Origin of the sequence: Pseudomonas sp. QD4 (assembly GCF_049199125.1) — a bacterium.
Classification (GTDB): domain Bacteria; phylum Pseudomonadota; class Gammaproteobacteria; order Pseudomonadales; family Pseudomonadaceae; genus Aquipseudomonas.
Map to the genome: position 1 here is coordinate 1,320,883 of NZ_JBLZOM010000002.1, position 19,078 is coordinate 1,339,960.

Sequence of the window (19,078 nt, forward strand, 5' to 3'; positions counted from 1 at the left end):
GGACAGGCTGCGCGGCGGCGGGCGGGGCGCAGCCAGGTTGAGCGCCGGCGAGCCGGCGCTGCCCATGGGTTACTTGACGATCAGGCCCACCCCACGGCCCCGTGGGTCGGATGCGGTTTCCAACTGGTTGCCAGTGACCCGGATGGCCTGGATATCGCCCATCTCCCAGCCCTGGTCTTCCAGGGTGTAACCCATGCCCTTGAGCTCATCGGCGACTTTGCCGGTGAGCGGCGCGTAGGCGTCGAAGTAAATCGTGTCCTTCGGCAGCAACTGGTGATGCACGCGCTGCGCGGCCACGGCTTTTTCCAAGGGCAGGTTGAAGTCGTAGAGGTTGTTCAGCACCTGGAAGATCGAGGTGAAGATCCGCGAACCGCCGGGCGTGCCCAGCACCAGGGTGACCTTGCCATCGCGGGTCACCAGGCTCGGGCTCATGGACGACAGCATGCGCTTGCCCGGGGCGATGGCATTGGCGTCGCCGCCGACCACGCCAAAGGCATTGGCGACCCCGGGCTTGGAGCTGAAATCGTCCATTTCGTCATTGAGCAAAAAGCCCGCGCCCTTGACTACCACGCCGCTGCCGTAGTCCCAGTTCAGGGTGTAGGTGTTGCTCACCGCGTTGCCCTGGGCGTCGACGATGGAGAAGTGGGTGGTCTGGTGCGGTTCAAGGCCGGGACGGACTTTTTCCGTGGGCGAGATGGCGTCCGGGTTGACCTCGGCCGCGCGTTTTTTCAGGTAGGCCGGGTCGGTCAGTTGCTTGACCGGGACCTCGGAAAACGCCGGGTCGCCGAGGTAGTCGGCGCGGTCGGCGAACACCCGTTTTTCAATTTCTGCCAACAGGTGAATGTATTTTGCCGAGTTCAGCTCGACGCCCTTGAATGCCGCAGCGCGCTCTTCCTTGATGGTCACCAGCTGGGCCAGGGCCACGCCGCCAGAACTGGGCGGTGGCGCGGTGTACAGGGTGTTGCCGCGAAAACTCACTTGCAGCGGCTCACGCCACTGGACCTTGTAGTCGCCCAGATCCTGCTTGGTGATCAGGCCCTTGTCGGCCTGCATCTGCGCCACCAGCAGATCGGCAGTCTTGCCGCTGTAGAACTCCTTGGCGCCCTGGTCGGCAATGCGTTCCAGGGTCGCGGCCAACTCCGGCTGGCGGAAGGTTTCACCGGGTTTCATGCTGCCGAAATAGTCGCCGAAGTTGGTACTGCCGTTGAACAGCTTCAACGCATCTTCGCGGTACTGATACTGCTTGTCGGCCACCTTGAAGCCGTTTTTCGCGTAGCCCACCGCCGGGGTGATCAGCTCGCTCCAGGGCAATTTGCCGAACTTCTGATGCGCCTCCCACAACCCCATCACCGTGCCCGGCACCCCGGACGCGCGCGCGCCCACCAGGCTCAGGTTTTCGATGACTTCGCCTTTTTCATTGAGGTACATGTCGCGGGACGCGGCCTTGGGCGCGGTCTCGCGGTAGTCGAGGAAGTAGGGTTTGCCGTCGATGAACAGGGTCATGAAACCGCCGCCACCGATGTTGCCGGCCTCGGGGTAGGTCACGGCCAGGGTAAAGGCCGTGGCCACCGCGGCGTCCACCGCGTTACCGCCTTTTTTCAGGACCTGCGCCGCGACATCGGCGCCGTACTGGTTCGGCGCGGCCACCGCGCCGCCCTCCAGGGTCACGGCAAACGCCTGGGAACTGGCCGCAATGGCCACCGTCAGGGCCAAGGTTTTAAACAGCACAATGCGCATGAAGTCCGTCCTTTTATTGTTTTTTAACAGGCAGAACCTTATGCCCAAATTCGCGATCGGGGCAAATCGGATCAACAACAAAAGTTGGCCCCGGGCTGAGGTCGATCAGCTCTGGGTGAACAGGTTACCGATGGCGAGGGCGGTCACGCCTCGCCAAAAAAGCACGCAACCGGCATTGCCGCACGCGGCTGCACATCAGAGCATTTCGTTGCGGATCCACTCCACCACCGAGGTGCGCTTGGGCACCCAACCCAGCTGTTCGCGAGCGTGTTTGCCCCGGACCCGGCTGTTGGAACCCAGACCATAGTTGGCCATTTCATAGCCCCATTCGGCTTCGGCATCGGCCAGCGGCCAATCCTGCGGCTGCACCAGGTTCAGGGCCTGGGCGATGGCGGTGGTCATCTCGATAAAGGAGGCTTCCGCGCTTTCGACAACGTAGAAAGTGCCCGGGGTGTTGCCGGTCAGCGCCAGCAGGTACAGGGCCACCACGTCTTCGATATGCACATTGGACCAGATGTTCTGCCCCGGCCCGACATGGCGCACCACACCGCTGTTGCGTGCCTGTTTCAGCAGCCGAGGCAACTGCACGCTGTCGCGCTTGACCCCCAGGCTGTGGCCGTAGATCAGGGTGTTGCAGATCACCGCCGAGTTCACCCCGTCCCTGGCCGCCGCCAGCACCAGGTTGTCGATGGCCACCCGCGGAGCCTTGTCCGGCGTGGGCTGCGGCAGTTGGTCCTCAAGGTACAGCCGGTCGCTGGCGTGCCCGCCCGAAGCGTCGCCGACGATGCTTGAACCGCTGGTGTGGAGGAAGGTTTTGTGGCTGCCCTTGAGCGCCGCGAGCAGGGTTTCCACCGCGCCCCGGTGATCGCTGCTGGCGGCGTTGATCACCGCATCGGCCTTGCGCGCCTGCTCGGTGAGCAGGGCCTGGTCGTCCAGGGTGCCGAGCACTGGGGTGATTCCCAGCGCGCTCAGTTCTGCGGCCTGTTCGGCGCTGCGCACCAAGCCGGTGACCTGGTGGCCGGCCTTGACCAGACCCGTGGCAATCGAGCCGCCGATAAAACCTGCCGCGCCGGTAACGAATACGTTCATGGAGTAACTCCCAGGGTTGAAAAGTGATGCTGCCAGTATCGAGGCCTGCTCCGTGCGGAAACAGCCAGGCTGGCCCAATTCAATCTTGCGTGAGAGTCACGAATCAGCCCTTGAACACCGGGTTGGCGTAGCCGGCCAGCTTGCCCTGGATGAAGTCGAGGAAACACTGGATGCGCAGCGCCAACTGCGAGTTGCGGTAGTACACGGCATTGATCGGCTGGCGGTAGCCGCTGTTGGCCTCGGCCAGCAGCACCTTGAGACGCCCGGCGTTGATGTCGTCGATGGTCATGAAGTGCGACAGGCAGGCAATGCCCTGCCCCTCCAGCGCCAGGTGGCGCAGGGTTTCACCGCTGGAGGCACTGATGCCCGGTTCGATCTGCCAGCGATCACCGTGCACATGGCGCAGCGGCCAGTGGTTGAGGGTCTCGGTCTGGGTAAAGCCCAGCAGCGTGTGCTCACTCAGCTGCGCCACGCTCTGCGGCGTGCCGTGACGCTCCAGGTAGGCCGGGCTGGCGAGGATGTGCAGCGGGCTGCAGCCCAGGGAGCGCGCATGCAGGGTCGAGTCGGCCAGCACGCCGATACGGATGGCGATGTCGGTGCTCTGTTCCAGCAGGTCGATGATCAGGTCATTGCTGTTGAGTTCCAGCTGGATATCCGGGTACAGGCTGCGGAACTCGGCCACATAGGGAACGATGGCATGCAGCATGAAGGGAGACGCGGCGTTGATCCGCAAGCGCCCGGAGGGGGTCTGCTGGCGTGAGCTGAGGCGCTCTTCAAGCTCGTCCATCTGGTCGAGGATCAGCTTGGACTGTTCGAAGAAGTACTTGCCCTCCTCCGTCAGGTCCATGCGCCGGGTGGTGCGGTTGATCAGGGTGGTGTCGAGCTTGGCCTCGAGCCGCGACAAGGTGCGACTGACCGCCGAGGGGGTCTGCCCGATCTGCTCGGCTGCGGCGGAAATCGAACCGCATTCGATGACGCAGACAAAAATCTGCAATTCGTCGGATCTGGCTTTCACGTGAACCCTCTCTGGCAACAATTAACGGCGTTGCGAGGGAGCATGGGCCCTCGCGACGAAAGCGCATAGGCGCTTTCAAGGCCGTCAATAGTAGTCGGATTTACGCCGGCAGATTGAACACGGTCTGGAGGTGCTCTTCGTAGCGCTTGATGTCGGCCTCGATGGCCGGGCGCTTCATCACGTCGACACAGAGAAAGGTCGGCAAACCGTCCATGCCCAGGAACTCGTTGGCCTTGTGGAACGGGAAGTACACCGCATCCACGCCCTTGGCTTCGAAGAAGTCGCTAGGGTCATCGAACGCCTGCTGCGGCGCGTTCCAGGTCAGCGACAGCATGTACTGCTTGCCCTGCAACAGGCCGCCGCTGCCGTACTTCTGCGAGGCGTCGGAGCGGGTCCGGCCATCGCTGGCGTACAGGCTGCCGTGGCCTTCGGTGAACACTTCGTCGATGTATTTCTTGACGATCCACGGCGCGCCCATCCACCAGCCCGGCATCTGATAAATGATCACGTCGGCCCAGAGAAACTTCGCCACTTCTTCCTGAATGTCGTAACCCGCGTCGATGTGGGTCACCTTGACGTCCACGCCGCCACGGTCGAGCACCGCCAGGGCGGTTTCATGCAGGGTGGTGTTGTAGCGGCCATCGGAATGGGCGAACTTTTTGCCGCCGTTGAGCAACAGTACTTTTTTCATGATCCAGCCTCATCGGGAACAACCCGTTGGCGCGTGGCTTGTGCCTGGCGCCGAGTTGAAAAGATTAAAAACGATGGCGGCAGGGTATCGATGCATAGCCGCGGGAATAAGCCTGGGTCGGACAAAATACATTTGACCTATACGCACGAATAACCAGGTGATTGTTGTTATAGGATTTTTAAATCCTACTCAGCGAGAGCGCCCCATGTCCGAGCAACACGGTTTTATCCTGCATGCCAAAACCCGCCCCGAACAAGCCGAGGCCTTCGAGGCGCTGTTTCGCGCCTACGTCGAACCCAGCCGTGCCGAGCCGGGCTGTATCGAGTACCACATGCTGCGCGACCAGCAGGACCCGACGCTGTTTATCTTCTATGAGATCTGGCAATCCCGGGCGCACCTGGACGTGCATTCCAACCTGCCGCACATGAAACGTTTTTTCGAACAGCGCATGGACTTCCTGGAGCGGGATTTCGAGATTCGGCGGATCGACATGCTGAGCCGATCTTCGGCGAATGGCTGATAGCCCCGGCGCAGCAAGCGGGGCGAGATTGATTAGCGAGGCCTGGCTTTTCGGGAAAACCACGGCTCAGGATTGGCCGAACTCGGCAGACAAAACATCTGCAGCGCGGCGCTTATAAAAGCCACCCAGCGAATGATGCAGTCGCGTTCCGGAAAGTCCTTGGACGGGAGCTGAAAAACACTGCAACCGTAACGAGCCACGCTCAGTTGACCTGCGCCCCACAGCACCAGCAGCACAAAGAAACACCAGAACCTGCGCGGCGTGCGGTGAACGCCTGAAATGCTTCTTGAGGTCAGATAGAACGCCAGGAACACCGCCAGCGATGCCAGGGCATACAACGCCAGGGTCGATAACGACTCTCGGGGCATGAATTACTGGCCTCCCGGCATAGGGAGGCGGCGGTTGTTGCCAGTGATCGTCATCGAACGGTATCGGCCATCGCGGCCCTCCTTTTCATCGTCGAACACCCTATTCGAAGTGTTTCTGATGAGCGTTAAGGAGTGTCCGAAAATGCTGGATGAGCGCCGTTATTGCCCCCGCGCGGGCCTGAGTTGAGGGCTGGCGTGTCCCTAGCCACTGACCAGCAGATGCGCCCCCAGCCCCCCAAGGCCGATAAAGAACACCCGCTTGAACAACCGGGCGCTGATGCGCTGGCGCAGCCATTGGCCGAACCACATCCCCAGCAGCGCCGGCGCCAGGGCCAGCAGCGATGCACTCAACTCGCCACCGCCCAGGGCGCCGCGCCATAACAGCCCGGCGGCCAGGGCCAGGGTCGAGACAGTGAACGACAGGCCCAGGGCCTGGACCAGTTGATCCTTGGTCAGCCCCAGGGCTTGCAGATAGGGCACCGCCGGAATCACAAAGACCCCGGTGGCCGCAGTGATGATTCCGGTCACCAGGCCACACAGCGGCCCCAGCCAGCGCTCATGGTGCGGGCTTACCTGCAGCGTGGGCAGCAGCAGGCCACTCAGGGCGTACAGCAACAAGGCCGCGCCCAATGCCCGCACCACCCCGCCCCCGCCGTCGATCCCCAGCCACAGAGTGCCGGCCCCGGTGCCGAGCACGATCATCAACAACAACGGCCACAGGCGTTCAAGCAAGCCGCGCAAATGCCCGCCAAACGCCAGCTGCCAGAGGTTGGTCAGGGTGGCCGGGATAATCAGCAGAGCGGCAGCCTGCGTGGGGGCCATAGCCATGCCCAGCAGACCCATGGCGATGGTCGGCAGCCCGAGGCCGATCACGCCCTTGATCGTTCCGGCCAGCAAAAAGGTGCCAACCACCAACAATGACAGGGCCAGGCCCAGGTTCTGATAAAACGCGAGAAGAGTATTCATGGCCCTATCCTGAGCCCTGGGCAGGCCCCTGAAAATCTGCCATATACTGAGCCAGCCTCTCTCCCAGCAAGAGGCTATGACCTATAGGACAGCGGTGGTGGAGGCGACTGTGCAATTTGATTTAGTGGATTTGCGGCTGTACCTGAATGTTCTCGAGGCCGGCAATATCACCGCGGGCGCGCTGCGCAGCCATTTGTCCCTGGCCGCAGCCAGTGCGCGTATACGGGCCATGGAAGCCTCCCTGGGGATAGAATTCCTGCAACGTGGCCGGCGCGGCGTGACCCCGACTGCCGCCGGCAAAGCCCTGGCGCAGCACGCCCGAATCCTGTTGCAACAGGCCGAGCACCTGCGCCAGGAACTGGCCGAGTACGCCCAAGGCGCAAAAGGCCAGGTGCGCCTGCTGTGCAACACCACGGCGATCACCGAATACCTGCCGGAGCTGCTGGCGGATTTTCTCTGCCAACACCCCAACCTCGACATCGACCTGCAGGAACTGCCCAGCCAGCGCATCACCCACGCCCTGCGCCAGGGCGCGGCCGACCTGGGGATCGTCTCCGACGCGGTGGACACCCAGGGCCTGGACACCCGGGCGTTTCGCGACGACCCGCTGCTGCTGGTGATGCCGACCCATCATCCGTTGGCCAGCCACCCGGACCTGCGCTTTGGCGACACCCTGCATCACGATTACGTCGGCCTGGCCGCCCACAGCGCCCTGGCGGTGTACCTGGAAGAACAGGCGCTGCACGCCGGGCTGCGGATGCAGATACGGATCCGGGCCGATGGTTTCGATGGCGTGCTGCGCATGGTGGCCCACGGTGCCGGTCTCGCGGTGGTGCCGCAGGCGGCGCTGGAGCGTTGCACCCTGGAGCTGGCGCTGCAGGTGCGTCCGCTCGGGGAGCCCTGGGCCCAGCGCAAGCTGCTGCTCTGTGCCCGAGACCTCGGCGCCCTGCCGGCCTATGCCCGTGCCTTGCTGGAGGCCCTGGTCCCGGCTTGACTCTCCCCCCAGGGGCCGGCTTTAACCTGGGGTTTTGCTATTCAAGGAAAAGTCGGCAATGGGCAAACGCATACTGGTGATTCTGGGCCACCCTTCAAGCGCCAGTTTCTGCGGCGCGTTGACCGAACGTTACGTGCAGGCCGCGCAGCAGGCCGGGCACGAAGTGCGGCAACTACGACTCGGCACACTGGACTTCGACCCGGTGCTGCACGAGGGCTATCAGCAGATCCAGCCCCTGGAGGCCGACCTGTTGCAGGCCCAGGCCGACATCACCTGGGCCGAGCACCTGACCCTGGTCTATCCGATCTGGTGGGGCGGGATTCCGGCCCTGCTCAAGGGCTTCTTCGACCGGGTGTTCCTGCCCGGCTTCGCCTTCAAGTACCGCCCGGGCAAGGCCTTCCCCGAAAAGCTGCTGCTAGGCCGCACCGCCGACCTGCTGGTGACCATGGATACCCCGCCCTGGTACTACCAATGGGTCTACCACATGCCCGGGCTGCATCAGGTGCGCAAGACTACCTTGGCGTTCTGCGGTATCCGGCCACTGAAGACCCTGACCTTCGGCCCGATCCTGGGCTCCAGCCAGGTGCGGCAACAGGGTTGGCTGGAGCAGGCGGCGGCGCTTGCCAGCCGCTGATTCTCTCGGATAATGCGCCGACGCTTACACGCTGTCGGCGGCATTGGAAAAGGGAATGTGCATGTTTATCGGCAAAGCCGCGCAGCTGTCGGCGACCACGGTCAAGACCATTCGCCACTACGAGAGCATCGGCCTGTTGCCGCCGGCACAGCGCCAGGGCAACTACCGACTCTATGACCAGCAGAGCGTCGACCTGCTGATCTTTATCAAATGCGCCCAGCAACTGGGTTTCAAGCTCAAGGAACTGCAAGGGTTACTGGCCCGGCACAGCGGCCCGGACTTCCCCTGGGAGCTGGCGCGGGAAGCCCTGGCCAGCAAAAAGCGCGAGCTGGTGCAGCAGATCGCTTCCCTGCAACAGCTGCACGCCCGCATCGATGACTTCGAAGTCCAGCTGGAAACCGCGCGCCATCAATGCCCCCTGGGCCCCCTCTAGAACACCGCAGCGACACTGGAGGCTGTGTGGCGAGGAAGCTTGCTTCCGCTCGGTTGCGCAGCGACCGCAACACCTGAGCGCGCGGTGTGCCGGATAGACCGAAGTGGCGGGCTTGGGGCCGCTACGCTGCCCAACGGGAGCACGCTCCCTCGCCACAAGGGTGGCAGCCCGCCACTGGTTAAGTGTTGTGCTTACACCTTGGGCAACGGCGCCAAGCCGGCCTCGACGCGCGGTTTGCGGAAGCAGAAAAAGTACACCACGGACAGGATCACCAGGAACGGCACGCCAAACACCAGGGTCATCCTGAAAGCCTCGGTGAACACCGTGGTGATCATTACCGCGCCCATCAGCACCAGCCCCAGCAGCGTGCTGTAGGGAAACAGGCGCATGCGAAACGACAGCTTCTGTTCGCCGTGTTTCTGGTGGTAGCGGCGGAAGCAGTAGTGGGTGAGGAAAATCATGAACCAAGTGAAGATCGCGCCGAACATCGAGATCGCCATCATCAAGGTGAAGGAGCTTTCCGGGTACAGCACGTTGACCAGGGTCGCCAGGGCAATGCCCGAGCTGGACAGGATCAAGGCGTTGAGCGGGATCCCGTTCTTGCTCAGGGCGCCCATGGACTTGGGCGCATAACCGGCGCGGGACAGGCTGAACATCATGCGCGTGGTGATGTACAGCTGGCTGTTCATCGCCGACAACGCGGCAATCAGGATCACGAAGTTCATGACCCCGGTGGCCCCCGGAATGCCGATGGTCTGCATCACCGTGACGAACGGGCTCTGGGCCTTGCCAGCCTGGACCCACGGCACGATGGCCAGCATCAGGGCCAGGGTCAGCAGGTAGAACACCACCAGGCGCACGATGGTCGCGCGAAAGGCTTTCTTCACCGCGCGCTCCGGGTCTTCGGCTTCACCGGCAGCCACCGCGATCATTTCCACGCTCAGGTAACTGAAGATGGAGACGATCACCGCAATCCACATGCCCTGGAAACCGTTGGGGAAGAAGCCGCCATGGGCCGTGTAGTTGTGCACCCCGTACTCGGCGTTGCCCGAGCCGAACACCACATACACCGCGAGGATGATAAAACCGACGATGGCCCCGATCTTGATGGTCGAGAACCAGTATTCGAACGTACCGAAGGTCTTCACGCTGATGGCGTTGAGCACGATCAGCACACTGGAGAAGGCGACGATCCACACCCACTCCGGCACGTTGGCGAACCAGAACTTCATGTACATCGCGATGGCCGTCACTTCCGCCCCGACCGCCAGCACAATCGCCGCCCAGTAGGCATAGCGCACCAGGAACCCGGCCAGCGGGCTGATATAGAACTCGGCATAGGCGCCGAACGAGCCGGAAGTCGAGTGGGCCACGGTCATTTCCGCCAGGCAGCCCATCAGGATCAAGGTGATCAGCGCACCGATGGCATAACTGAGCAGCACGCTGGGACCCGCATAGCCGATGGCGTAGGCGCTGCCCATGAACAGGCCGGTGCCGATCGCGCCACCGATGGCGATCATGCTCATCTGCCCCGAAGTGAGCTGACGTCGCAGCCCCAGTTCGCGATTGGAAATCGCCTCAAAACCCTTATTGGTCGTGGTCACTTTTGTGCCCCTTTATTGTTATCGATGTCGCAGCACGCCTCTGCCGCCAGGGCGCAAACCGTGGCGGCAGAGAATTTCAACGCGTACAGAAACCTGTTGACGATCTAACGAGCGACGCTCAGCGATGTTTAACGCCGCATGAGCGAAGCGCAGCAGATCATCAACAGGTTCCAGGGCGTCGGTGTCAGGTCACGCTGTTGCGCACCTGGAATTGCGCCTGGTCCCAGGTCTTCTGATCGAGGATTTCGCCAAGGATCTGCACCGCATCCCAGACTTCGGTAAAGCTGGTGTACAGCGGGGTAAAGCCGAAACGCATGATACGTGGCTCGCGATAATCGCCAATCACGCCACGGGCGATCAGGGCCTGGATCACCGCATAACCTTGCGGGTGCTCGAAGCTGACGTGGCTGCCACGACGCGCATGCTCGCGCGGGGTGATCAGGGTCAAGCCGTGGGCGCCGCAGCGTTGCTCGACCAGTTCGATAAACAGGTCGGTCAGTGCCAGGGACTTGCGGCGCAGGCTGGCCATGTCGGTCTGGGCGAAGATGTCCAGGCCGCACTCGACCATCGCCAGCGAGGTGATCGGTTGGGTGCCGCACAGGTAGCGGGCAATGCCGCTGCTCGGCTCGTAACGCGATTCCATGTCGAACTGGCGGGCATGGCCGAACCAGCCCGAAAGCGGCTGTTTCACCAGGTCGACCAGCGCCGGCGCGACCCAGGCGAACGCCTGGGAGCCCGGGCCGCCACTGAGGTATTTGTAGGTGCAGCCGATGGCGTAGTCGGCACCGGCCTGCTTCAAATCCACCGGCACGGCGCCAGCGGAATGGGCCAGGTCCCAGATGGCCAGGGCGCCGCACTCGTGGATCAGCGCAGTGGTGGCCTGCATGTCGTGCATGTGCCCGGTCTTGTAGTTGACGTGGGTCAGCATCACCACTGCGGTGTCCTGGTCGATGGCTTGAGGCAGCTCTTCGGGGCTGTCCACCAGGCGCAACGAATAACCCTGTTGCAGCATCTCGGCCAGGCCTTCGGCAATGTACAGGTCGGTGGGGAAGTTGCTGCTTTCGGTGACGATCACCCGACGCCCGGGAGCCCGCAGGTTCTGCACCTGCAACGCAGCGCTGAGCACCTTGAACAGGTTGATCGAGGTGGTATCGGTGACCACCACTTCGCCCGCCCCCGCCCCGATCAAACCGGCCAACTGGTCGCCCAGGCGCTCGGACAGGGCACGCCAGCCGGCGCTGTTCCAGCTGCGGATCAGGCCATTGCCCCACTCTTGCTCAATCACCTGCTGTGCCCGCGCCAGGGCAGCCACCGGCCGCGCACCGAGGGAGTTGCCATCGAGGTAGATCACCCCTTGCGGCAAGGCAAACTGCTGGCGCAGCGGGGCCAGCGAATCTTCTGCATCGAGGGCCAGGCAAGCGTTTCTGGTAGTCATGAAATTTCCTTGGTCAGGGATGAGTCAGCGTCTCGACGGGCGGCGGCTTGCGCTTCGCGCCGGGGTCGAGGGACGCTCTCCAGGGGCTGGCGGCCCCTGTACGCTGGGTAAATAATGAACGATGCTTTAAAGAATTTTCGTGCAAAATGAGCGACCCGATCGTAGTTGACTCGAAGATTCTTCGACTTAAACCCTGAAAAACGCGGATAAATGCCAACCATGATTCTCGACTCCACAGACCTGCGCATCCTGCATGTACTGCAACAGGACGGGCGCATCAGCAACCATGAGCTGGCGGAAAAAGTCGCCCTGTCGCCCTCCGCCTGCCTGCGCCGCCTGCGCCTGCTGGAGAGCGAAGGAATCATCAATGGCTATCGCGCCGAGCTGAATGCCGAGCGCCTGGGCATCGAGCTGGAGGCCATCGTCCATGTGTCGCTGCGCCAGGACGTCGACGACTGGCACGAGACCTTTATCAAGAAGGTCCAGCAGTGGCCCGAAGTGGTCACCGCCTACGTGGTGACCGGCGCCAGCAACTATGTGCTGCGGATCCAGGCGCGCAACCTCAAGCACTTCTCGGATTTCATCGTCAATCACCTGAACCGCACCTCGGGCGTCACCGATATCCGCTCCGAGATCGTCCTGCAGAAGATCAAGGAAAGCTCGCAACTGCTGGACCTGCTGCCCAGAAAATAGCTGCAACAAGGCCTGCTCCCGGTCGTCAGAACCGGCGCAGGCTGCGGGCCTCGTTGCGTTGCAGGGTGGCGCTGGGGGCTTCGTTGAACAGCTTGCGGTACTCCGCGGAAAACCGCCCCAGGTGGGTGAAGCCCCAGCCCAGGGCGATCTCGGAAATATTGCGCGCCGAGCCATGCTCGAGGATTTCCCGGCGCACCGCGTTCAGGCGGTATTTTTTCAGGTAGACCATCGGCGACAGGGCCAGGTACTTCTTGAACGCCTCGAACAACTTGAAGCGCGACACCCCGGCGGCGGCCTCCAGGTCTTCGAGGTGAATGGCCTCGCGCGCATTGTCGTGGATGTACTGCCGAGCACGAACCAGGTAGTGCGGCAGCTTGACCTGCAACACCTCGCCCAGCTCATCGGAATAGTTGTTCGGCTGGGCCAGGATCAAGCCCTTGATCAGCGAGCTTTCGATGTCGCGGGTAAAGGCCAGTTGCTCGTAGAGCACGTTGCTGCGTTCCAGCTCGGCGATGAAATAACGCGCCATGCGCCACCACGACGCGGACGCGCCATCCACCGCATCCATCACCGCCTCGAAGCGCAGGGGCGCGTCCAGCGGACGTTGCAGCAGGACTTCCAGCGCCTCGTTCATGGCTGCACGGGTGATCACCACCTGGACCTTGCGGCAGTCACCGGAGATCGACAGCACCTGGCTTTCGTTGGGCGAGATGATCACCCCCTGGTCGCGGTTGGACTTGAGCAGGCGGCCATCCCGGCTCAGCTCCTGTTCGCCGCTCAAGGGCAGGCTCAGGCTGTAGCTGCTGAAGCGCTCGGCGTCTTCGATATCGACCCGCACATCGGTGCCGTACTCGATGGTCCCCAGGGTGGTGGCGCGGGATTTGAAGACGTTGGCGCTGTGGTGAAAGCGGATGCGCTCGGGATTCGCGGTTTCGAGCCGGTGCGGCCCGCAGATGCCGGACATCCAGCTCCTGGCGCTTTCGAGGTCGTAGTGGTCGATACAGATATCGCGAAACTGCGAATCGGCTTTGCTGTTCATCAGGTACACCCACGGCAATTTTTTTGCGCGCTCTGACGGCGCGTCTCTCGCTTGAACAGCAAGTTCTGCGCCTGAAACGACCACCGCCTACTTAGCGGATAACAATCCCTGACTAAGTGGATAACACCCGGCTGCCGTCCCCTGAACATGCCTCGCTGCTGTCGGCCACATTAGCCCATCGCTGCATCGCGGTGCAGCCGTTGGTCGAGTGGTGCACCGGGTTGGGTATTAGACGCACAGGCGGGAGCGCTGGGGTGTTACCTCGGAGGGGGCAGGGAGTTGTTTGGGTGGATGTGAGGGACAGCGAAGCGTCGCGGGCTCGGCAGCGGCTACAGGGGTGAGCGGCGGCAATTTTCTGGATGGCCTTGGGCAATTAAGCGGATAGCCACCCGGGGCCGTCACTCCCTCTAATGAGCGCACCTGATTGCCCTGAATAAAAAGGTACCGACTCATGAATGGTGCAAGAACCACAGAACAATGGAAAAGCTTCATCGAGGGCTGCCTCGATTTTCGTCCGGCCGACGGCGTGTTCCGAATTGCCCGGGATATTTTCACCGAGCCCGAGCTGTTCGATCTGGAGATGGAGCTGATCTTCGAGAAGAACTGGATCTACGCCTGCCACGAAAGCGAACTGGCCAACAATCACGACTTCGTGACCATGCGCGCCGGGCGCCAGCCGATGATCATCACCCGCGACGGCGAGGGTCGTCTCAACGCGCTGATCAACGCCTGCCAGCATCGCGGCACCACCCTGACCCGGGTTGGCAAGGGCAACCAGTCGACCTTCACCTGCCCTTTCCACGCCTGGTGCTACAAAAGCGACGGCCGTCTGGTCAAGGTCAAGGCCCCGGGCGAATACCCGGAAGGCTTCGACAAAGCCACTCGCGGCCTGAAAAAGGCCCGCATCGAAAGCTACAAGGGCTTTGTGTTTATCAGCCTCGACGTGAACGCCGACAACAGCCTGGAAGACTTCCTCGGCGATGCGCGGGTGTTCTTCGACATGATGGTCGCGCAGTCGCCCACCGGTGAGCTGGAAGTGCTGCCCGGCAAGTCGTCCTACACCTACGACGGCAACTGGAAGCTGCAAAACGAAAACGGCCTCGACGGTTATCACGTCAGCACCGTGCACTACAACTACGTGGCCACCGTGCAGCACCGCCAGCAGGTCAACAGCGAAAACGGCACCAGCAGCGCCGGGACCCTGGACTACAGCAAGCTCGGCGCCGGCGATGCCAATACCGACGACGGCTGGTTCGCCTTCAACAACGGCCACAGCGTGCTGTTCAGTGACATGCCGAACCCGGCCGTGCGCTCCGGTTACGCCACCATCATGCCGCGCCTGATCGAAGAGCACGGCCAGGCCAAGGCCGAGTGGATGATGCACCGCCTGCGCAACCTGAACATCTACCCAAGCCTGTTCTTCCTCGACCAGATCAGCTCGCAGTTGCGGATCATCCGCCCGGTGGCCTGGAACAAGACCGAGATCGTCAGCCAGTGCCTGGGGGTCAAGGGCGAGTCGGATGCCGACCGCGAAAACCGCATTCGCCAGTTCGAGGATTTCTTCAACGTGTCCGGCATGGGTACCCCCGATGACCTGGTGGAATTCCGTGAAGCCCAGCGGGGTTTCCAGGCACGCCTGGAACGCTGGAGCGATATCTCCCGCGGCAACCATCGCTGGCTCACCGGACCCACGGCCAACAGCGAAGCCATCGGCATTCAACCGGCCATGACCGGCGCCGAATTCACCCACGAAGGGCTGTACGTCAACCAGCACAGCAACTGGCAGAAGTTCCTGCTCGACGGCCTCGACGCCCAATCCCTGAAGCTGCGGGAGGTATGACCATGAATGCGCAATTGCAGTACCAGATCGAGCAGTTTTTCTACCGTAAATCCGAGCTGTGCGATGCCCAGGACTGGGACGCCTACCTGGCGCTGTTCGACCCGCAGAGCGAGTTCCACCTGCCGCAGTGGGATTCCGAGCACGTCTACACCCGCGACCCCAAGCGCGAGATGTCGCTGATCTACTACGCCAACCGTGGCGGCCTGGAAGACCGGGTGTTTCGCCTGCGCACCGGCAAGGCCGCTTCCGCCACACCGATGCCACGCACCCTGCACCTGATCAACAACGTACGCATCGCCGAACAGGGCGACGGCAGCCTCGAAGTGCGCCTCAACTGGCACACCCTGTTCTATCGCCTGGCCACGTCCGAGCAGTTCTACGGCCAGGCCACGTACCGCCTCACGCCCCACCAGGGCAGTTGGCTGATCAACCGCAAGCACGTGTTGCTGCTCAACGACAGCATCAACTCAGTGCTCGATTTCTATCACCTCTGACGCCGCGGACATCGCCATGAACCATAAGGTCGCGTTCAGCTTTGCCGATGGCAAGACGCTGTTTTTCCCCGTGAAACCCAATGAAATATTGCTCGATGCCGCGCTGCGCAACGGCATCAATATCCCCCTCGACTGCCGCGAAGGCGTGTGTGGCACCTGCCAGGGCCGCTGTGAGTCGGGCAAGTACAGCCAGGATTACGTCGACGAGGAAGCCCTCACCGCCCAGGACCTTGAGCAACGCAAGATGCTCAGTTGCCAGACCCGCGTACAGTCCGACGCGGCGTTCTATTTCGACTTCGACTCCAGCCTGTGCAACAGCGCCGGGCCCGCGTCCCTGAGCGGCTCGGTGATCGAGGTCCGGCAGGTCAGCGAAAGCACCGCGATCCTCTACCTGGACCTGGGCAGCAGCGAGCCGACCCTGGACTTCCTGCCCGGGCAATACGCGCGGCTGACGGTGCCCGGCACGTCGAACAAGCGCTCCTACTCGTTCGCCAACCGCCCCGACAGCAACAACCAGCTGCAGTTTCTGATCCGCCTACTGCCCGACGGGGTGATGAGCAACTACATCCGCGAGCGCTGCCTGGTGGGCGACACCCTTCAACTGGAAGCGCCGCTAGGGGCGTTCTACCTGCGCCATGTCGCCAAGCCGCTGATCCTGGTGGCCGGCGGCACCGGGTTGTCGGCCCTGCTGGGCATGCTTGACCAACTGGCCGACATGGGCTGCGAGCAGCCGGTGCACCTGTATTACGGGGTGCGCGGCGCCGCCGACCTGTGCGAAGGCGAGCGAATTGCCGCCTACGCCGAGCGCATTCAGGGCTTTCGCTACACCCCGGTGCTCAGCGAGCCCGACGCCCAATGGTCGGGCAAGCGCGGTTATATCGCCGAGCACCTGGACAGCAGCGAACTGCGCGACAACGAAGCCGACATGTACGTCTGCGGTCCGCCGCCGATGGTCGAATCCATCCGAAACTGGCTGCAGGAACAGCCACATAAGGCGATTCAGCTGTATTACGAGAAGTTCACCGAGAGTAATATCTGATCCTTCTGCAACAGGATGATCGAACCACCCGACTACTCGGATCGGTCCTGATAACAACTAAAAGAGAGCGTAATTAGTGGATCAAATTGTGAAACAGGGTGAACTCAAGCGAGGCTTGAAAAACCGTCATATCCAGCTGATCGCCCTGGGCGGGGCGATCGGCACCGGTTTGTTCCTGGGTTCTGCCGGCGTGCTCAAATCCGCGGGTCCGGCGATGATTCTCGGCTATGCCATTGCCGGCTTCATTGCCTTCCTGATCATGCGCCAGCTCGGCGAAATGATCGTCGAAGAGCCGGTTGCCGGCTCCTTCAGCCACTTCGCGCATAAATACTGGGGCGGTTACTTCGGCTTTCTGGCCGGCTGGAACTACTGGGTGCTGTATGTCCTGGTGGGCATGGCCGAACTCACCGCCGTGGGTAAGTACGTGCAGTTCTGGTGGCCGGAAATACCGTCCTGGGTCAGCGCCGTGGTGTTCTTCGTGCTGGTCAACCTGATCAACATGATGAACGTGAAGTTCTTCGGGGAGACCGAGTTCTGGTTTGCCATCATCAAGGTGGTGGCAATCATCGGCATGATCGCCCTCGGCTGCTACATGCTGTTCAGCGGCAGCGGCGGGCCCCAGGCGTCGGTGAGCAACCTGTGGAGCCACGGCGGGTTCTTCCCCAATGGCGGCACGGGCCTGCTGATGGCCATGGCCTTCATCATGTTTTCCTTCGGTGGGCTGGAGCTGGTGGGCATCACTGCCGCCGAAGCCAGCGAGCCGCGCAAGGTGATCCCGAAGGCGATCAACCAGGTGGTCTACCGGGTTCTGATCTTCTACGTCGGCGCCCTGACCGTGCTGCTGTGCCTGTACCCGTGGAACCAGTTGCTGGAAACCTTGAACGCTTCCGGCGACACCTACAGCGGCAGCCCGTTCGTGCAGATCTTTGCCCTGATCGGCAGCGACGCTGCGGCGCACATCCTCAACTTCGTGGTCCTGACCGCGGCGCTGTCGGTCTACAACAGCGGCGTGTACTGCAACAGCCGCATGCTCTACGGCCTGGCCGAACAGGGTGACGCGCCAAAAGCCATGATGAAGCTCAACAAACAGGGCGTGCCATTGCTGGCCCTGGGGGTTTCGGCGCTGGTCACCCTGCTGTGTGTGGTGGTCAACTACCTGGCGCCCAAGGAAGCGCTGGAGCTGTTGATGGCCCTGGTCGTGGCCTCGTTGATGATCAACTGGGCACTGATCAGCCTGACTCACATCAAGTTCCGCAAAGCCATGGGCGAGCAAGGCGTGGTGCCGTCGTTCAAGACCTTCTGGTTCCCCTTCAGCAACTACCTGTGCCTGGCCTTCATGGCCATGATCATCGTGGTGATGCTGATGATCCCCGGCATCCGCGTCTCGGTGTATGCGATCCCGGTCTGGGTCCTGGTGATCTGGGGCTTCTACCGCATGCGCCTGGCCAACAAGGCCGCGCAAACCGCGCTGCAATAAACCCCGCGTAAAGCAAAACGGCCCGGCATTCAGTGAATGCCGGGCCGTTTTTTTTGGCTTGCTATCAGAGCGACGAACGCACGCGCCACAGCTCGGGGAACAGCACGGTGTCGAGCATCTTGCGCAGGTAGCCCACGCCCTCAGTGCCGCCGGTACCTGGCTGGAAGCCGATGATGCGCTCCACAGTCGTCACATGGCGGAAGCGCCACTGGCGGAACGAGTCTTCGAGGTCGATGAACTTCTCGGCCAACTGATACAGGTCCCAGTAGCGCGAAGGATCGGCGTAGACCTCGCGCCAGGCGGCTTCCACGCTGGCGTCGTGTTCGGTCGGTGCGGTGCTGGAGCGCTCCAGGCGCTGCGGGTCGATGCTCAGCCCGGCCTTGGCCATCAGGCCGATCGCTTCGTCATACAGCGACGGCGTGGCAATCGATTGCTCCAGGGACTGCAACAGCTCCGGGCGATGGGCGTGGGGACGCAGCAGGGCCGCGCTCTTGTTGCCGAGGATGAATTCGATTTCCCGGTACTGGAACGACTGGAAGCCCGAGGACTGCCCCAGGTACGGGCGGATCGACTTGTATTCCGAAGGGGTCATGGTCGCCAGTACCGCCCAGGCGTGCACCAACTGGTCGAAGATCCGCGACACCCGCGCCAGCATCTTGAACGCCGGCGGCAACTCGCCCAGGCGCACATGCTCGCGCGCGGCCTTGAGCTCGTGCAGCATCAGCTTCATCCACAGCTCCGAGGTCTGGTGCTGGATGATGAACAGCATCTCGTTGTGGTCCGGCGACAGTGGATGCTGGGCGCTGAGGATGCGCCCCAGGTCCAGGTAGTCGCCGTAGCTCATGGAGTCGGAAAAATTCAGCTCGGCGTTATGCCACTCTTCCGGCTGATGGTTGGGTGAATAGGGACATTGACTCATCGCGTGGGCTCCTCACGTCAGGGGGGTGGCGTGCCGTTCGCGGGGGCGCGAGGAATGCAATCCAGGCGCGGCAGCGGGCGACGGCACGCTT

At 62.4% G+C, this 19,078-nt stretch carries 19 protein-coding genes; 9 read left to right on the forward strand and 10 right to left on the reverse strand.

All coding sequences use genetic code 11. The features are described 5' to 3' along the window. Positions 1 to 69: 69 nt before the first annotated feature. The 4 genes from ggt to ACOZJV_RS17075 form a co-directional block, all read right to left on the reverse strand. Positions 70 to 1,737 (reverse strand): gamma-glutamyltransferase, encoded by a 1,668-nt coding sequence (gene ggt, locus ACOZJV_RS17060; protein ID WP_078469704.1) that lies wholly within the window; start codon positions 1,735 to 1,737, stop codon positions 70 to 72. Between the two features lie 195 nt (positions 1,738 to 1,932). Then, positions 1,933 to 2,826 (reverse strand): NAD-dependent epimerase/dehydratase family protein, encoded by an 894-nt coding sequence (locus tag ACOZJV_RS17065; RefSeq protein ID WP_421548088.1) that lies wholly within the window; start codon positions 2,824 to 2,826, stop codon positions 1,933 to 1,935. A 103-nt stretch (positions 2,827 to 2,929) separates the two neighbouring features. Further along, positions 2,930 to 3,841: a LysR family transcriptional regulator gene (locus ACOZJV_RS17070; protein ID WP_020299987.1), complete on the reverse strand. Its 912-nt coding sequence runs from the start codon at positions 3,839 to 3,841 to the stop codon at positions 2,930 to 2,932. A 100-nt stretch (positions 3,842 to 3,941) separates the two neighbouring features. After that, positions 3,942 to 4,532, reverse strand: coding sequence for an NAD(P)H-dependent oxidoreductase (locus ACOZJV_RS17075; protein WP_078469702.1), 591 nt, complete (start codon positions 4,530 to 4,532; stop codon positions 3,942 to 3,944). 205 nt (positions 4,533 to 4,737) lie between these two features. Between ACOZJV_RS17075 and ACOZJV_RS17080 the strand changes: the two genes are divergently transcribed. Then, positions 4,738 to 5,052 carry a putative quinol monooxygenase gene (locus ACOZJV_RS17080; protein WP_421548089.1) on the forward strand — a complete coding sequence of 105 codons (315 nt, stop codon included), beginning with the start codon at positions 4,738 to 4,740 and terminating at the stop codon, positions 5,050 to 5,052. 32 nt (positions 5,053 to 5,084) lie between these two features. Here ACOZJV_RS17080 and ACOZJV_RS17085 read toward each other — a convergent pair whose 3' ends face one another. Further along, positions 5,085 to 5,390, reverse strand: coding sequence for a hypothetical protein (locus ACOZJV_RS17085; protein WP_421548090.1), 306 nt, complete (start codon positions 5,388 to 5,390; stop codon positions 5,085 to 5,087). 231 nt (positions 5,391 to 5,621) lie between these two features. Next, positions 5,622 to 6,386, reverse strand: coding sequence for a sulfite exporter TauE/SafE family protein (locus ACOZJV_RS17090; protein WP_421548091.1), 765 nt, complete (start codon positions 6,384 to 6,386; stop codon positions 5,622 to 5,624). A 109-nt stretch (positions 6,387 to 6,495) separates the two neighbouring features. Between ACOZJV_RS17090 and ACOZJV_RS17095 the strand changes: the two genes are divergently transcribed. The 3 genes from ACOZJV_RS17095 (at position 6,496) to ACOZJV_RS17105 (ending at position 8,447) form a co-directional block, all read left to right on the forward strand. Next, positions 6,496 to 7,380, forward strand: a complete 885-nt coding sequence (locus ACOZJV_RS17095; protein WP_421548092.1) for a LysR substrate-binding domain-containing protein — start codon at positions 6,496 to 6,498, stop codon at positions 7,378 to 7,380. A gap of 58 nt (positions 7,381 to 7,438) precedes the next feature. Beyond that, positions 7,439 to 8,014 carry an NAD(P)H-dependent oxidoreductase gene (locus tag ACOZJV_RS17100; protein ID WP_078474047.1) on the forward strand — a complete coding sequence of 192 codons (576 nt, stop codon included), beginning with the start codon at positions 7,439 to 7,441 and terminating at the stop codon, positions 8,012 to 8,014. A 61-nt stretch (positions 8,015 to 8,075) separates the two neighbouring features. Beyond that, positions 8,076 to 8,447 (forward strand): MerR family transcriptional regulator, encoded by a 372-nt coding sequence (locus tag ACOZJV_RS17105; protein WP_421548093.1) that lies wholly within the window; start codon positions 8,076 to 8,078, stop codon positions 8,445 to 8,447. 191 nt (positions 8,448 to 8,638) lie between these two features. Here the strand turns inward: ACOZJV_RS17105 and ACOZJV_RS17110 are convergent, their stop codons facing one another. Both ACOZJV_RS17110 and kynU read right to left on the reverse strand, forming a co-directional pair. Continuing rightward, the gene (locus tag ACOZJV_RS17110) at positions 8,639 to 10,051 is read right to left on the reverse strand and encodes an amino acid permease (RefSeq protein ID WP_078474048.1); all 1,413 of its coding nucleotides are present in this window, start codon (positions 10,049 to 10,051) and stop codon (positions 8,639 to 8,641) included. A gap of 184 nt (positions 10,052 to 10,235) precedes the next feature. Beyond that, positions 10,236 to 11,486: a kynureninase gene (gene kynU, locus ACOZJV_RS17115; RefSeq protein ID WP_421548094.1), complete on the reverse strand. Its 1,251-nt coding sequence runs from the start codon at positions 11,484 to 11,486 to the stop codon at positions 10,236 to 10,238. Between the two features lie 219 nt (positions 11,487 to 11,705). On the opposite strand from kynU, the gene ACOZJV_RS17120 reads away from it, so the two are divergent. Next, the gene (locus ACOZJV_RS17120; RefSeq protein ID WP_078474050.1) at positions 11,706 to 12,179 is read left to right on the forward strand and encodes an Lrp/AsnC family transcriptional regulator; all 474 of its coding nucleotides are present in this window, start codon (positions 11,706 to 11,708) and stop codon (positions 12,177 to 12,179) included. Positions 12,180 to 12,204: 25 nt separating this feature from the next. Here ACOZJV_RS17120 and ACOZJV_RS17125 read toward each other — a convergent pair whose 3' ends face one another. Further along, a complete protein-coding gene (locus ACOZJV_RS17125; protein ID WP_078474071.1) occupies positions 12,205 to 13,218 on the reverse strand; it encodes an AraC family transcriptional regulator in 1,014 nt (337 codons plus the stop codon). Between the two features lie 451 nt (positions 13,219 to 13,669). Here ACOZJV_RS17125 and antA point away from each other — a divergent pair, with 451 nt between their 5' ends. From antA to ACOZJV_RS17145, 4 genes are all read left to right on the forward strand, one after another. Beyond that, positions 13,670 to 15,058: an anthranilate 1,2-dioxygenase large subunit gene (gene antA / locus ACOZJV_RS17130; protein WP_078474051.1), complete on the forward strand. Its 1,389-nt coding sequence runs from the start codon at positions 13,670 to 13,672 to the stop codon at positions 15,056 to 15,058. A gap of 2 nt (positions 15,059 to 15,060) precedes the next feature. Continuing rightward, positions 15,061 to 15,552, forward strand: coding sequence for an anthranilate 1,2-dioxygenase small subunit (antB, locus tag ACOZJV_RS17135; RefSeq protein ID WP_078474052.1), 492 nt, complete (start codon positions 15,061 to 15,063; stop codon positions 15,550 to 15,552). A gap of 16 nt (positions 15,553 to 15,568) precedes the next feature. Further along, positions 15,569 to 16,591 (forward strand): anthranilate 1,2-dioxygenase electron transfer component AntC, encoded by a 1,023-nt coding sequence (gene antC, locus ACOZJV_RS17140; RefSeq protein ID WP_421548095.1) that lies wholly within the window; start codon positions 15,569 to 15,571, stop codon positions 16,589 to 16,591. A gap of 76 nt (positions 16,592 to 16,667) precedes the next feature. Continuing rightward, complete coding sequence (locus tag ACOZJV_RS17145; RefSeq protein WP_078474054.1) at positions 16,668 to 18,068, forward strand: amino acid permease; 1,401 nt, start codon at positions 16,668 to 16,670, stop codon at positions 18,066 to 18,068. Between the two features lie 64 nt (positions 18,069 to 18,132). Here the strand turns inward: ACOZJV_RS17145 and kynA are convergent, their stop codons facing one another. Then, a complete protein-coding gene (gene kynA / locus ACOZJV_RS17150) occupies positions 18,133 to 18,987 on the reverse strand; it encodes a tryptophan 2,3-dioxygenase (protein ID WP_201129328.1) in 855 nt (284 codons plus the stop codon). Positions 18,988 to 19,078 lie beyond the last annotated feature (91 nt).